The sequence below is a fragment of the Luteimonas colneyensis genome, assembly GCF_014836665.1.
Classification (GTDB): Bacteria; Pseudomonadota; Gammaproteobacteria; order Xanthomonadales; family Xanthomonadaceae; genus Luteimonas; species Luteimonas colneyensis.
This window is the reverse complement of record NZ_JACSQJ010000001.1, coordinates 1-14,779: the sequence shown is the minus strand read 5'-3', so window position 1 is coordinate 14,779 and position 14,779 is coordinate 1. Positions and strand designations below refer to the sequence as shown.

The window sequence follows — 14,779 nt, the reverse complement described above, 5'->3', positions numbered from 1 at the left end:
GCTCAGCCGGCCACCACGTTCACGATCTTGCCGGGGACCACGATGACCTTGCGCACCGCAAGGCCTTCCAGGACCCGCGCCACGCCCGGCTCGGCCAGCGCCGCCGCCTCGATGGCCTCGCGCGCGGCGTCCGCGGCGACCTCGATGGTGCCGCGCAGCTTGCCGTTCACCTGCACCGCCAGGGTCACCGCGTCGCGCACCAGCGCCGCCGGGTCGACCGACGGGAACGGCACCTCGTCCACGACCTGCTCGGCGTGGCCCAACACCTGCCACAGCGCGTGGCAGGTGTGCGGGGTCACCGGGTTGAGCATCAGCACCATGGCCTCCAGGGCCTCGTGGCGCACGGCGCGATCGCCTTCGCTGGCATCACCGGCCTTCACCACGTGGTTCAGCAGCTCCATCAGCGCGGCGATGGCGGTGTTGAAGCTGTGGCGGCGGCCGTAGTCGTCGCCGACCTTCTGGATCGTTTCGTGCAGGTGGCGACGCAGCGTCTTCTGCGGCGCCGTCAGGGCCGCGGCGTCGATGGCCGGACGGCCGCCGGCCTGCAGCGAAGCGGCGTGGTCGTGCACCAGGCGCCAGACCCGGCGCAGGAAGCGCGCCATGCCTTCCACGCCGGCCTCGTTCCACTCCAGCGACAGCGTCGGCGGCGAGGCGAACATCGAGAACAGGCGCACGGTGTCGGCGCCGTAGCGGTCGACCATGGCCTGCGGGTCGACGCCGTTGTTCTTGGACTTCGACATCTTCTCGGTGCCGCCGACGCGCACCGGCTGGCCGTCCGACGCCAGGCGCGCGCCGGTGACGCGGCCGCGCTCGTCGCGCTCGATCTCGACGTCGGCGGGGTTGAACCATTCCTTCGCGCCGTTCGCGTCCTCGCGGTAGTAGGTGTCGGCGATGACCATGCCCTGGGTGAGCAGGTTCACCGCCGGCTCGTCGCTGTCCACCAGCCCCTGGTCGCGCAGGAGCTTGTGGTAGAAGCGGAAGTACAGCAGGTGCAGGATCGCGTGCTCGATGCCGCCGATGTACTGGTCGACCGGCGTCCAGTACTTCGCGCGGCCGTCGACCATGTCCGCCGCGCCCGGCGAGGTGTAGCGCGCGTAGTACCAGCTCGACTCCATGAAGGTGTCGAAGGTGTCGGTCTCGCGCTCGGCCGCGCCGCCGCACTGCGGGCAGGTGGTCCGGCGCCACTCGGGGTCGGCCTTGATCGGCGACTGCACCACGCCCGAGGCGAAGGCGTCGGCCACGTCCTCGGGCAGGACCACCGGCAGCTGGTCCTCGGGCACCGGCAGCGCGCCGCAGTCGGCGCAGTAGATCACCGGGATCGGGCAGCCCCAGTAGCGCTGGCGGCTCACGCCCCAGTCGCGCAGGCGGAAGTTGACCTTGCGCCGGCCGGCCCCTTCGCCTTCCAGGCGCGCGGCCAGGGCGTCGAAGGCGGCGTCGAAGTCGAGGCCGTTGTACTCGCCGGAATTGATCAGGAAGCCGCGCTCGGTATGCGCCTCGCGCTGCTCGATGCCGTCGAGGTAGTCGCGCACCACCGCCACCGCGGCCGCGGTGTCGTAGGCATCCACGCTGCCGCCCGCGAGCGCGGCCTGGAACGGATCGGCATCGTGCGCGACGTCGCCGATCACCTCGGCCAGCGCGTCGCGCACGGCCGGCGGCACGATCACCGGGCGCACCGGCAGGCCGTGCGTCTTGGCGAACTCCCAGTCGCGCTGGTCGTGCGCCGGCACCGCCATCACCGCGCCCGTGCCGTAGCCCATCAGCACGAAGTTGGCGACGTAGACCGGGACGTCCTCGCCGGTGACCGGGTGGATCGCCCACAGGCCGGTGGCCATGCCGCGCTTTTCCTGCGTTTCCAGCTCGGCCTCGGAGACACCGCCCTGGCGCAGCTCGTCGATGAAGGCGGCCAGCTTCAGGTTCTCCTGCGCGGCCTTCAGCGCCAGCGGATGCTCGGCGGCGATGGAGATGAAGGTCACGCCCATCAGCGTGTCCGGGCGCGTGGTGAAGACGCTCAGCGGCTCATCTTCACCATCGACGCGGAACCGGATTTCCAGGCCCTCGCTGCGGCCGATCCAGTTGCGCTGCATGGTCTTGACCGGATCCGGCCAGCCCGGCAGCGCGTCGAGGCCGTCGAGCAGCTCCTGGGCGTAGTCGGTGATGCGCAGGAACCACTGCGGGATCTCACGCTTCTCCACCAGCGCGCCGGAGCGCCAGCCGCGGCCGTCGATCACCTGCTCGTTGGCGAGCACGGTCTGGTCGACCGGGTCCCAGTTCACCACCGCGTTGCGGCGGTAGGCCAGGCCCTTCTTCATCAGCCGGGTGAACATGCGCTGTTCGTGGACGTAGTAGTCCGGGGAACAGGTGGCGAACTCGCGCGACCAGTCGATCGCGTAACCGAGCATCTGCAGCTGGCCGCGCATGTGCTCGATGTTCGAATACGTCCACTTCGCAGGCGCCGTGCGGTTCCTGATCGCGGCGTTCTCCGCCGGCAGGCCGAAGGCGTCCCAGCCCATCGGCTGCAGCACGTTGTGCCCGGTCATGCGCTTGTGGCGGCTGATGACGTCGCCGATGGTGTAGTTGCGCACGTGCCCCATGTGCAGCGCGCCGGACGGGTACGGCAGCATCGACAGGCAGAAGTACTTCGGCCGCGGATCGTCCTCGGCAACCTCCCAGGCGCGGGTCCGGGCCCAGTAGCCCTGGGCCGCGCGCTCGACGTCGGCGGGTCGGTAGGAGGTCGGTTCGGGCGCTGCGCTGGGGTCTGGCACGTCGTGGTTGCCGCGGAAAGTGGGGCCGCCAAGCCTACCCCAGTGGCCACCGCCCCCGCCACGCGACGGTGCGCCCTATCATGGCGCCATGACGCCGACGTCCCGACTCCGGCCGTACCGCTTCGCCGCCTCCGTCGCGGCCCTGCTGTTGCTGGTGGCGGTGGCCGCGGCGACCGTGTTCTGGGTGCGGCTGCTGGCCGAGAGCAACCGGTGGGTCGAACACAGCCACCAGGTCATCGAGAAGCTCGAAGTCAGCCAGTCGCGGCTGGCCGCCACCCAGGCCGCGGGCCGGGGCTACCGCCTCACCGGTCACCCATCGCTGCGCAGCGAGTTCGACCGCTCGGCCCCGCAGGCGCTGGAGGCGGCCGGCGAACTGGTCCGGATCACCAGCGACAACCCGAAGCAGAACGCGCGCGCCCAGGCCCTGCTCCGACAGTCGACCCAGCAGATCGAGCGCATGCAGGAACTGGCCGATATCCAGGACCGGGATGGCAAGGAGGCGGCGATCGCGGCCATGCGCGCGGACGAACTGGTCGCGCGCATGCACGGCGTCAACGCGGCCAGCCAGGCGATGCGCACCGACGAGCTCGACCTGCTGGCCAAGCGCCAGGCGACCAACGTCCGCAATGCCAACCTGCTCCTCGGATTCGTGCTGCTGAGCCTGGCGGTGTCCCTGGCGACGTTCTGGGCCCTGCTGGTGAGCCTGTCGCGCGAGAACAGCCGCAACCGCGGGCTGGAGCGCGAAGCCCGCGGGGCGCTGGCGGAGTTGCAGCGGGCCCAGACCATGACCGAGCGCCTGTCCGCGCAGCGTTGGGCGATCAGCGAATACACCGGCCTGCTGCAGAGCGCGCAGAACCTTGACGAGGCCATGGAGCTCACCTCCAGCACCTTCGAGCGCCTGCTGCCGCACCTCGGCGGGCAGTGCTACCTCGCGCGCGCATCCCGGGACTTCCTCGAAAGCCGCGCCAGCTTCGGCACGCCGGCCATCGCCAGCAGCGATGCCTTCCCGCCCGACGACTGCTGGGCACTGCGCCGCGGCCAGCCGCACCACAACCGCGCCGGCGGCAGCGTCCGCTGCGCGCACCTCGAGCACGGCGCGTCGCTGGGCGCGATCTCGACGCTGTGCATCCCCCTCTCCGCGCAGGGCGAGACCCTGGGCATGCTCCACGCCAGCGGTCCCGTCGACGGCGGCGAGGACGACAACGACGCCACCATCATCGAGCTGATGGGCGAACAGCTGGCGTTGGCGATCGCCAACCTGCGGCTGCGCGAGACCCTGCGCCAGCAGTCGCTGCGCGACCCGCTGACCGGCCTCTTCAACCGGCGCTACTTCGAGGAGAGCCTGCGCCGCGAAATGCTGCGCTGCGAGCGCCGGCGCCTGCCGCTGGCGCTGCTGGTGCTGGACATCGACCACTTCAAGAGCTTCAACGACAGCCAGGGCCACAGCGCGGGCGATGCGGTGCTGGCCCACGTGGGCCGCTGCGTCGCCTCGCTGGTACGCGCCGAAGACATGGCCTGCCGCTACGGCGGCGAGGAATTCACCATCGTGATGCCGGAGACCGACGCCGCCAGCGCGGTCGCGCGCGCCGAAGCGATCCGCCGCGCCGTGTCACAGCAGACGATCTCGCACAACGGCCGCACGCTGGGGCCGGTCACGGTCTCGATCGGGGTGGCGGCGCTCCCGCACGACGGCGTGACGCCGGAGCTGCTGTTCGAGGTCGCCGACGCGGCGCTGTACCAGGCCAAGGCCGAAGGCCGCAACCGGGTCCTGCACGCCGCAGCCGGCATCGCCTGAGGGCGACCACGCGCGCCTCAACGCGCCGGCCGGCCCCTGGGCACGCAGGCCACCCACGCGAGCCAGGCGGCGAAGGCCAGGCGCTGGGCCAGCGGTGCCGGCATGGCGTCGGCCGGGAGCCAGCCCAGCGCGAACACCAGCCCGCCAGCGCACAGGTGCCCGAGCGCCGCCGGCAGCCGGCGGCCACGCGCCGCGGCCACCGCCAGCAACGCCGAGGCCGCGACGAACGCGAGGCCCCACAGCGACCACGCGACGCCATGCAGTCGGCCGCGTCCGGCGTCCGGCGCCGAGGCATCCAGCGGCAGCAGCCCCTGGGCCGCGAAGGCCAGCGCCGCCAGCAGTGCCAGCGACCAGCCCAGGCGCGCTGCCAGGCCGCTCCCGCGCGGCAGCGCCGCGCGCCCGTGCAGGGCCACGAACCCGGCGAGCAGGCCAGGCACCAGGTAGCCCAGCAGGTTGAATCCGGCCGCGCGCGGAACCCCGGCCGCGCCCAGCACGGCCACCGGCCAGTCCGCGTGGCCATAGCCGTCCAGCGCCGCACCGAACCCCGCCAGCGCCAGCGCGAAGCAGGCCGCGGCGGCGGCGCCGGCGATGCGCGCCGCACGATCCTTCAAGTCCGGAAATGCTGCCGCCATGCGTCGCGATGCCCGTGCAGGAAGGGCGCATCCTCGCCCTGGCGGCTTGCAATCGGCAAGCACTGGCACAATCTCGTGCATATCGCATTCCGGATCGGACCATGTCCCACGCACACGCCGCCACGCACGCCTTCGACGCCACCGCCGACAACTTCGAGGCCGACGTCCTCGACCGTTCGCTCCAGGTCCCGGTCCTGCTCGATTTCTGGGCCGAATGGTGCGGGCCCTGCAAGACCGTCGGCCCGATCCTCGAGAAGCTCGCGGCGGAATACAACGGCGCGTTCGTGCTCGCGAAGGTCGACGTCGACCGCGAGCAGCAGCTGGCGGGCGCGTTCCAGATCCGCTCGATCCCGACCATCATCCTGGTCAGGGACGGCCAGCCGGTGGACGGCTTCCCCGGCGCGATGCCCGAAGGCCAGCTGCGCGAGTTCCTGGCCGGCCACGGCATCGTGCCCGCCGATGCGCCTGCCGACGACGCGGACGTCGCCGAAGCCGCGCCGGCGGATCCGCACGCGGAAGTCGAGCGCCTGCGCGCCGAATCCGCCGCCGCGCCGGACGACGACGCACTGAGGCTCGACCTCGCCCTCGCCCTGCTCGCCACCGGCGCCACCGACGAGGCCGGCCGCCTGCTCGACGCCCTGCCCGCCAACCTCGCCACCGACGACCGCGCCCTGCGTGCTCGCGCCGCACTCGGCTTCGCGGCGCTGCTGCGCGACGCACCGCCGGCGGCCAGCCTCGAGTCGGCGCTTGCTGCCGACCCGTCCGACCTCCGTGCCCGCCACCTGCTCGGCGCCCGGCACATGGTCGAGGGCCGCCACGAGGCGGCGCTGGAGCAGTTCATGGAGATGCTGCGGCGCGACCGCGGCTTCGACGACGGATTGCCGCGCAAGGCCCTGATCGAGGCCTTCCGCGTCGTCGAGGACGCCGGCCTGGTCTCCCGCTACCGCCGGCAGATGTCCGCGCTGCTGCTCTCCTGACCGGTGCGCGCGGCGATCCTGCGCCACGGCATGAACGCGTGGCCGCCGTTCCTGTTCTCGGGGATCCACATCACCGCGCTGGCGGATGACTACCGCCACGCCCGCGTGGAGCTGCGCCGACGCTGGTACAACCGCAACTACGTCGGCACGCACTTCGGCGGCAGCCTGTTCGCCATGACCGATCCGTTCTGGATGCTGCTGACCATGCATGCGCTCGGCCGCGACTACTACGTCTGGGACCAGGCCGCGGACATCCGCTTCCTCAAGCCCGGACGCGGCACGGTGCACGCGCGCTTCGACCTCGGCGACGACGTGCTCGGCACCATGCGCGAGGCGACCGCGGACGGCGGGAAGTACCTGCACTGGTTCGAGAACGACATCGTCGACGGCGAGGGCGACGTGGTGGCCACGGTGCGCAAGCAGGTCTACGTGCGCCGCAAGCCGGACCGGAGGAATGGAAGCCCCGGCGCGTGACCGTCGTCGCAATGGCATTCATCACATCCGGGGCCGGGGCCGCTATCCTCGACGTCGCCTCAGGGGGGCCCGGATGACGCAGGACAATGCAGGCAGTATCGACGAACCGATGCCGGAGATCCGCGGCTACCGGCTCGCGCGCGTCGTCGGCGCCGGTGGCATGTCGACGATCTACCTGGGCGAGCAGCTGTCGCTGGGACGCGAGGTCGCGATCAAGGTGATGCTGCCCGAAGCGCTGTCCGACGAGGTCGGCCGCCGGCGCTTCGAGAACGAGGCGCGCACCATCGCCCGCCTCGACCATCCCAACATCGTCGGCATCCACGACGTCGGCCGGACCACCGAGGGCCTGCCCTACTACGCCATGCCCTACCTGCCGCGCGGCCACCTCGGCCAGCGCGACCTGCGCGGCAACGAGGACGCGGTGCGCGGGATCCTGCGCAGCCTGCTGTCGGCGCTGCAGTACGCGCACGCGCGCGGCGTCGTGCATCGCGACGTCAAGGCCGAGAACGTGCTGTTCGACGAGAGCGGCCGGCCGCTGCTGGCCGACTTCGGCATCGCGCTGCGCCGCGGCTACGGCTCGCGCGTGACCACCGCCGGCCTGGCCGTGGGCAGCACCGCCTACATGCCGCCCGAGCAGGCCCGCGGCGAAGGCGTGGACGCGCGCGCCGACCTCTACAGCGTCGGCGTGCTGGCCTGGGAGATGCTGGTCGGCAGCCTGCCGTACAACGCCGCCGACGCGCTGTCGATGGCGGTGATGCACGTGCAGGACCCGATCCCGCGCCTGCCCCCGGCGCTGCGCCACTGGCAGCCCTTCATCGACCGGGCGCTGGCCAAGGCGCCCGGCCGCCGCTTTGCCGACGCCACGCAGATGCTCGAGGCGCTGGAGCACATCCCGGCGCGCGGCCACGGCGGACTGCGCGGCGCCGTCACCGGCCTGGGCGAACGCCTGCGCGGGCTGCCGGCCCCGGCCTGGGCCGGCGTCGGCCTCGTCGCGGTCGTCGCCATCGCCGCGGGCACCTGGCTGCACGGCCGCGACGGGACGCAGGCCTTCTACCGTGCCGCCGACGACGCCGGCCAGCCGGGAACGGGCGGCCCGGACGGCTCCGCCGGACCGTCGCTGGCGCCGCTGCCGGCCGCGGTGGCCGGCAGCCCCGACGACGCCATGCTGCGCGCGGCGCCCGCCTCGGACGCCGAGCGCTGGCTGGTGACGGCCGAGCGCCAGATGCGCGCGGGCCGCCTGTCGGCGCCTGCCGGCGACAATGCCTATACCAGCCTGCTCAACGCCTGGCAGGCCGACGCCGGCCACCTCAGGCTCGGCCCCGCGATCGACACCCTGATCGCCGCGCTCGGCGCCAGGGCCGAGCGCGCCTTCGCCCGCGGCGACACCGATGACGCGCGTACCGCCGTCATGCAGGCCAGCCAGCTGGCCTCGCGTACCTCGCGCGCCGATGGCGACGCGCTGCGCGCACTGATGGCGGGCGTGGAGAAGGTGGTCTCCGCGCGCGTGGAGCGGGCGGCCGCGGACTACGACCGCGCCGACGCGCTCGACGCCATCGGGGCGGCGCGCCGGATGGGGCTGGACGCACCGGCACTGGCGAAGCTCGAGCAGCGCGCACGCGCCATTCCCCTGCCCGGCGAACGCCTCGGCGGCAAGGGCGTGGACATGGTGCTGGTGCAGCAGGGCGGGATCCGCCTGGGCACGATGCGCCGGCCGGTCAGCCGCGACGAGTTCGCGGCCTTCGCCGACGCGACCGGCCGCGCACCCGCGCGCTGCCGCGAGCGGGCTTCCCTGCTGCGGGTGGTGGCGCCGCGCAACTGGCGCAGCCCCGGCTTCGAACAGAAGGGCGGCGACCCCGCGGTCTGCGTGTCATGGGATGACGCGCGCGCCTACGCCCAGTGGCTGGGCCAGCGGGACGGAATCGCGTATCGCCTGGCCACGTCCACCGAGTGGTCGCGCCTGCCGGCGGCCGGCGGGTCGCGCCGGATCGCCGAATGGAACGTCGACTGCAGCGGCAGCTGCGAGCAGCGCGTGGCCAGCGGGGCCAGCTGGCGCGACGAATCCGCCACGACCGACGGCCGCGAAGCCGACCGTGGCTTCGACGACGTCGGCTTCCGGCTGGTCCGCGACCTCGGCGGCGGCTGAGCGCGCTCAGCTCCCCGTCGAACGTCCCCGGCCGCCACGCCCGCGGCTACCACGGCCACGCGCACCCGGCGCCTTCGGCCCGGCGTGCGCCTGCGCCGCCGGCGGCTGGGCCTTGCCGTGCCCGCCCTGGCGATGCGCCGGCTTGCCCGCACGGCTCGGACGCTGTTCGCCGGCGCGCTGGTCGCCAGCGGCCTGCGGCGGGCCACGACGCTGGCCGCCGGCACGCTGGCCCGCAGGCCTCTGGCCGCGACCACCCTGCGGCGGCATCGGCGCATCCAGGCGGATCGGGCGGCTCGGCTCGTAGCCGGCCACCACGTCCATGCGGATTTCGGCCTTCAGCATCTTCTGGATCTGGTTGAGCAGCGCGCCCTCTTCCGGCGACACCAGCGACAGCGCCTCGCCCGTCGCGCCCGCGCGGCCGGTGCGGCCGATGCGGTGCACGTAGTCCTCGGCCACCATCGGCAGGTCGTGGTTGATCACCAGCGGCAGGTTGGGGATGTCCAGGCCGCGCGCGGCGACGTCGGTCGCGACCAGGATCCGGGCGCGCCCGGCCTTGAACGCGTCCAGCGCCTTCTGCCGCTGCGCCTGGCTCTTGTTGCCGTGGATGGCGACCGCCGGCAGGCCGGACTTCTCCAGCTGTTCGGCCAGGCGGTTGCAGCCGTGCTTGGTCTTGCCGAACACCAGCACCTGGTCGGTGTGGCGCGCGGACAGGATGTCGACCAGCAGGTCGCGCTTGCTGGCCGAATCGACCGGGTGCGCGCGGTGGACGATGGTCTCGGCGATGGTGTTCTGCGCCGCGACCTCGACCTGCTTGGGCGACTGCATGTACTCCAGCGCCAGCGCCTTGATGCGCGCCTCGAACGTGGCCGAGAACAGCAGCGTCTGCCGCTGCTTCGGCACCCGGCCCATGATCCGCTTCATCTGCGGCAGGAAGCCCATGTCGAGCATGCGGTCGGCCTCGTCCAGCACCAGGACCTCGACGGCGTCGAGCTTGGCGTGGCCCGCGTCCATGTGGTCGAGCAGGCGCCCCGGGCAGGCCACCAGGATGTCGACGCCGCGGCGCAGGTTGTCGATCTGCGGCTGCATGCCGGCGCCGCCGAAGATGGTGGTGACGTTCATGCGCAGGTGGCGGCCGTACTCCTTGAGGCTGTCGGCGACCTGCACCGCCAGCTCGCGGGTCGGCACCAGCACCAGGGCGCGCGGCTTGCGCGGGCCCTTGGGCGGCGTCTCCTTCGACAGGCGCTGCAGCATCGGCAGGCCGAAGGCGGCGGTCTTGCCGGTGCCGGTCTGGGCGGCGCCCAGCACGTCGTGGCCGGCCAGCACCAGCGGGATCGCCTGGGCCTGAATCGGGGTGGGAACGGTGTAACCGCTCGTTTCGAGCGTGCGCAGCAGCGCGGACGAGAGCCCGAGGGCCTCGAAGGTCCGGGATTCGGACATGGATACAACTCCTGGTTCGCGGCTTGCCCGGCGCTTTCCGTGATCCGCGCGGCGGGCAATGGATTTGACGGCTGCCGGAGAGGTCCGGGCCGTGTCTGCGCGACGAGAGACGTGCGGGAGTTAAAGGGCCGGGGCGCCGTGCGGGGCCGCGGCTGGGCAATGACCGGATAACGGACTGCCGTGCGCCAACCGGTGCATCATACGTGAACATGGCCGCCGCCGATACGTCCCAGCTGTTCCACGTGGTCGTCCTGCTCGCGGCGGCGGTGGTCGCCGTGCCGCTGTTCAGGCGACTGGGGCTGGGCTCGGTGCTGGGCTACCTGGCCGCGGGCGTGGCGGTGGGGCCCTTCGGCTTCGCCCTGTTCGCGCGTCCCGAGGCCATCCTGCACGTGGCCGAGCTGGGCGTGGTCCTCTTCCTGTTCGTGGTCGGCATGGAAATGCGGCCCTCGCACCTGTGGGCGCTGCGCCGGCAGATCTTCGGCCTCGGCCCGCTGCAGATCGGCGCCTGCGCGCTGGTGCTGAGCGGCTGCGGCCTGCTGCTGGGGCTGCGCCCCGCGGTGGCCTTCATCGCCGCGTCGGGCTTCGTGCTCACCTCGACCGCGATCGTGATGCAGATGCTGGCCGAGCGCGGCGACATCGCCACGCCGCGCGGCCAGAAGATGGTCTCGATCCTGCTGTTCGAGGACCTGCTGATCGTGCCGCTGCTGGCGCTGGTCGCCTTCATGGCCCCGGCCCAGGTCGCCGGGGACGGCGGCTCGCGCCTGCTGTCGATCGCGATCGCCGCCGCGTCGCTGGCGGCGCTGGTCGCCGCCGGCCTGTTCCTGCTCAATCCGCTGTTCCGGCTGCTGGCCACCGCGCGGGCGCGCGAAGTGATGACCGCCGCTGCCCTGCTGGTGGTGCTGGGCGCGGCGCTGCTGATGGAGATGGGCGGGCTGTCGATGGCGATGGGCGCCTTCATCGCCGGCGTGCTGCTGTCGGAGTCGACCTTCCGCCACCAGATCGAGGCCGACATCGAGCCGTTCCGCGGCCTGCTGCTGGGGCTGTTCTTCCTCGCCGTGGGCATGTCGCTGGACCTCGCCGTGGTCGCGGCCGACTGGCGCTTCGTGCTGCTCGCGGTGCCGCTGATGATGTGCGCGAAGGCCGCCTGCATCTACGCGGTGGCGAGGGCGCTGCGCGCCGGCCATGCCGACGCGATGGACCGCGCGGTGCTGATGGCCCAGGGCGGCGAGTTCGCGTTCGTGCTGTACTCCGCGGCGCAGTCGGCGGGCGTGATCCCCGGCGAAGTCAACAACGCGATGACCGCGGTGGTGGTGCTGTCGATGGCGCTGACGCCGCTGGCGATCCTCGTGACCCGCGGCGCAAGGCGCCGGCGCGCGGCGTCGATGGACGGGGTCGAGCCGGCCTCCGGACAGTCCGGCAGCGTGCTGATCATCGGTTTCGGCCGCTTCGGCCAGGTCATGAGCCAGTCGCTGCTGGCGCGCGACGTCGACGTCACCATCATCGACAGCGACGTCGACATGATCCGCAGCGCGGCCTCGTTCGGCTTCAAGGTGTACTACGGCGACGGCACCCGGCTGGACGTGCTGCATGCGTCCGGCGCCGGCAGCGCGCGCGCGATCGCGGTCTGCGTCGACGACGCCGGCGCGGCCGACCGCATCGTCGAGCTGGCGAAGGGCGCGTTCCCGCAGGCCCGGCTGCTGGTACGCGCATACGATCGCGCGCACAAGCTGAAGCTGGTCGCGGCCGGCGTCGACGTCGCCATCCGCGAGACCTTCGCCGCCGCCCTGCAGTTCGGCGAGGCGGCGCTGCGCGAACTCGACGTCGATCCCGGCGAGGCCGCACGGGTCACCGCCGAGGTGCGCAAGCTCGAGGTCGAGCGCTTCGAGCTCGAACGCATGGCGGGGTTCGGCGCCGGCGCCGGGATGATGCGCACCAATACCGGGCCGAAGCCCACCCCGCTGACCACGCCCCGGCGCCAGGCGCGCGTCCTAGGCCCCGACGGCGAGCCGGGCGACGACCCCGCCGGCCCGCCCGCACCCGGCGCATGACCTTCTGCACCCTGCGCGCCCCGCGGCACGGGCGTACATTCGACCCCCGGCCGCCCCCTCGGGGACGGCCGTTCCCTATTGCCATGCCCGCAAGGGCGGAGTCCGCATGAGCCACGCTTCCAAGTCCGCACCGAAGTTCCTGCTGCTGTCCCTGGCGATCGCCGGCGTCGTCGCCGGCTGCCAGCGCGACGCCACGCCCGCCACCACCGTGGCCGAGGGCGCCGCGCCGGAAGTCCCCGGCTTCACCCTCGACGAGTCGACGCTCCCGGGCGTGAACAGCTTCAAGGCCGCCGACTTCGACGCCAACGGCAACGCCTGCACCGACTTCGGCGCCTACGTCAACGGCACCTGGCTGGCCGCGAACCCGGTGCCGGGCGACCGCACCTCCTGGGGCGCGTTCGAGATGCTCGACGAGCGTTCGCAGGCGATCCAGCGCCAGCTGGCCGAGCACGCCGCGGCGATCGAAGGCGCCACCGGCGTCGAGAAGATCGTCGGCGACCTGTGGGCCACCGGCACCGACGCCGAGGCCATCAACGCCCAGGGCATCGCGCCGCTCGAGCCGGAGCTGGCCACCATCGCCGGCCTGGACGCGCCGGAGAAGATCGCCGACTACCTGCGCGCCAGCGCCGCCAAGGGCCAGTTCACGCTGTTCGGCTTCGGCCCGGAGGCCGACTTCATGGACTCGTCCATGAACATCGCCTACGCCTTCCCGGCCGGCCTGGGCCTGCCCGACAAGACCTATTACTTCGACGCCGACAAGAAGGACAAGCTCGAGGCCTACCAGGCGCACGTCGCCAAGGTGCTCGAACTGTCGGGCGTGCCGGCCGCCGACGCCGCCACCCAGGCCACCGACGTGGTCGCGTTCGAGACCCGCCTGGCCCGTGTATCGAAGTCGAGCGAGGAGATGTCGCGCGACGTCGGCCTGTTCTACAACCCGGTCAGCCTGGCCGATGCCGACACGCTGGCCCCCAACTTCACCTGGACGAAGTTCTTCGAGTCGCAGGGCCTGGCCGCGCCCGAGAAGTTCTCGCTCGCGATCCCGGAATTCCACGCCGAGGTCAGCAGCATGCTCGGCGACGTCGCGCCCGCGACCTGGCAGTCCTACCTGCGCTTCCACACCGTCGACAGCGCCTCGCCCTACCTTGCCGACGCCTTCGCCGAGGAGAACTTCAACTTCTACTCGCGCACCCTGCGTGGCCAGAAGGAGATGAAGGAGCGCGGCAAGCGCGTGCTCGACACCATCACCGGCCAGACCGGCGAAGCCCTGGGCCAGATGTACGTCGATGTCGCCTTCTCGCCCGAGGCCAAGGAGCGCATGGAGACCCTGGTCGCCAACCTCGGCCAGGCGCTGAAGACGCGCATCGAGAACCTGGAGTGGATGTCCGGCGAGACCAAGGCCAAGGCCTTGGAGAAGTGGGCCAGCTTCACGCCCAAGATCGGCTACCCGGACAAGTGGCGCGACTGGTCGGGCCTGGCCACCTCGCGCGACAGCTACATCGGCAACCTGCTGGCCGCCAACGAGTTCAACTACAAGTGGTCGCTGGGCAAGATCGGCAAGCCGGTGGACAAGACCGAATGGGCAATGCCGCCGCAGATGGTCAATGCCTACTACAACCCGCTGGCCAACGAGATCGTGTTCCCCGCCGCGATCCTGCAGCCGCCGTTCTTCGACGCCAACGCCGACGACCCGCTCAACTACGGCGGCATCGGCGCGGTGATCGGCCATGAGATGACCCACGGCTACGACGACCAGGGCAGCCGCTTCGACGCCACCGGCAAGTTCCGGAACTGGTGGTCGGACGCGGACGCCAAGGGCTTCGCCGGCCGCACCGACAAGCTGGTCAACCAGTTCAACGCCTACGAGGCCGCGCCCGGCCTGCACGTCAACGGCAAGCTGACCCTGGGCGAGAACATCGCCGACCTCGGCGGCCTGGCCACGGCCTACGACGCGATGAAGAAGGCCACCGAGGGCAGCGAGGACCCGATGATCGAGGGACTTTCGCGTGACCAGCGTTTCTTCGCCAACTGGGCCACGGTGTGGCGCCGCAACTTCACCGACGAGGAGCTGAAGGTGCGCATCGCCACCGATCCGCACGCGCCGGCGAACTTCCGCGCGATCGGCGCGCCCTCGAACCTGCCGGCGTTCGCGGCGGCGTTCCAGTGCAAGGCCGGCGACGCGATGGTGCGCGAAGGCGACGCGAAGGTCGTCATCTGGTAATCCCGCGTCATTGGCGTCACGAAAAGGCCCGGCAACCGCCGGGCCTTTTTTCTGGTTCTTCGCCCCATCGGGTGAATGCTCGCGTTGGTGTTTTCGGGCTGCGGCGGCCCGGCGCGGGCGCAGGGGGGATTCGGGAAGCTGCGGCGGCCCGGCGCGGACGCAGGGGGGATGCCCAGCCGGAATCTGCGCTGTCCTGCTCCCACTTCCGGCCGCCGGCCATCCATGGCCGGCTCTGGGCATCCCCCCTGCGCCCGCACCGGGCACCACCTTTCCCGCGGTCTGGAAAGACGTTG

The 14,779-nt window shown here is 72.1% G+C and carries 9 protein-coding genes; 6 read left to right on the top strand and 3 right to left on the bottom strand.

Features of this window, described 5'->3' with window-relative positions:
• Positions 1-2: 2 nt before the first annotated feature.
• Positions 3-2,762, bottom strand: coding sequence for a leucine--tRNA ligase (gene leuS / locus H9645_RS00045; protein ID WP_191727718.1), 2,760 nt, complete (start codon positions 2,760-2,762; stop codon positions 3-5).
• A gap of 88 nt (positions 2,763-2,850) precedes the next feature.
• Here leuS and H9645_RS00040 point away from each other — a divergent pair, with 88 nt between their 5' ends.
• Positions 2,851-4,557 (top strand): sensor domain-containing diguanylate cyclase, encoded by a 1,707-nt coding sequence (locus tag H9645_RS00040; protein ID WP_191727717.1) that lies wholly within the window; start codon positions 2,851-2,853, stop codon positions 4,555-4,557.
• Between the two features lie 17 nt (positions 4,558-4,574).
• On the opposite strand, the gene H9645_RS00035 is transcribed toward H9645_RS00040, so the two are convergent.
• The gene (locus tag H9645_RS00035; RefSeq protein WP_225217893.1) at positions 4,575-5,168 is read right to left on the bottom strand and encodes a DUF998 domain-containing protein; all 594 of its coding nucleotides are present in this window, start codon (positions 5,166-5,168) and stop codon (positions 4,575-4,577) included.
• A 122-nt stretch (positions 5,169-5,290) separates the two neighbouring features.
• Between H9645_RS00035 and trxA the strand changes: the two genes are divergently transcribed.
• From trxA to H9645_RS00020, 3 genes are all read left to right on the top strand, one after another.
• A complete protein-coding gene (gene trxA, locus H9645_RS00030) occupies positions 5,291-6,166 on the top strand; it encodes a thioredoxin (RefSeq protein ID WP_191727715.1) in 876 nt (291 codons plus the stop codon).
• Between the two features lie 30 nt (positions 6,167-6,196).
• The gene (locus H9645_RS00025) at positions 6,197-6,640 is read left to right on the top strand and encodes a DUF4442 domain-containing protein (RefSeq protein WP_225217892.1); all 444 of its coding nucleotides are present in this window, start codon (positions 6,197-6,199) and stop codon (positions 6,638-6,640) included.
• Positions 6,641-6,713: 73 nt separating this feature from the next.
• Positions 6,714-8,783, top strand: coding sequence for a bifunctional serine/threonine-protein kinase/formylglycine-generating enzyme family protein (locus H9645_RS00020; protein ID WP_191727713.1), 2,070 nt, complete (start codon positions 6,714-6,716; stop codon positions 8,781-8,783).
• Positions 8,784-8,789: 6 nt separating this feature from the next.
• On the opposite strand, the gene H9645_RS00015 is transcribed toward H9645_RS00020, so the two are convergent.
• Complete coding sequence (locus tag H9645_RS00015) at positions 8,790-10,220, bottom strand: DEAD/DEAH box helicase (RefSeq protein ID WP_191727712.1); 1,431 nt, start codon at positions 10,218-10,220, stop codon at positions 8,790-8,792.
• Positions 10,221-10,429: 209 nt separating this feature from the next.
• On the opposite strand from H9645_RS00015, the gene H9645_RS00010 reads away from it, so the two are divergent.
• Positions 10,430-12,268, top strand: coding sequence for a monovalent cation:proton antiporter-2 (CPA2) family protein (locus H9645_RS00010; protein ID WP_191727711.1), 1,839 nt, complete (start codon positions 10,430-10,432; stop codon positions 12,266-12,268).
• A 139-nt stretch (positions 12,269-12,407) separates the two neighbouring features.
• Positions 12,408-14,486, top strand: a complete 2,079-nt coding sequence (locus tag H9645_RS00005) for a M13 family metallopeptidase (RefSeq protein ID WP_191728414.1) — start codon at positions 12,408-12,410, stop codon at positions 14,484-14,486.
• The last annotated feature ends 293 nt before the right edge of the window (positions 14,487-14,779 follow it).

Bases quoted from the DNA above. Each gene is read 5' to 3' on its own strand.
- H9645_RS00040 (WP_191727717.1), top strand. From the start codon at position 2,851: ATGACGCCGACGTCCCGACTCCGGCCGTACCGCTTCGCCGCCTCCGTC.
- trxA (WP_191727715.1), top strand. From the start codon at position 5,291: ATGTCCCACGCACACGCCGCCACGCACGCCTTCGACGCCACCGCCGAC.
- H9645_RS00025 (WP_225217892.1), top strand. From the start codon at position 6,197: ATGAACGCGTGGCCGCCGTTCCTGTTCTCGGGGATCCACATCACCGCG.
- H9645_RS00020 (WP_191727713.1), top strand. From the start codon at position 6,714: ATGACGCAGGACAATGCAGGCAGTATCGACGAACCGATGCCGGAGATC.
- H9645_RS00015 (WP_191727712.1), bottom strand. From the start codon at position 10,220: ATGTCCGAATCCCGGACCTTCGAGGCCCTCGGGCTCTCGTCCGCGCTG.
- H9645_RS00010 (WP_191727711.1), top strand. From the start codon at position 10,430: ATGGCCGCCGCCGATACGTCCCAGCTGTTCCACGTGGTCGTCCTGCTC.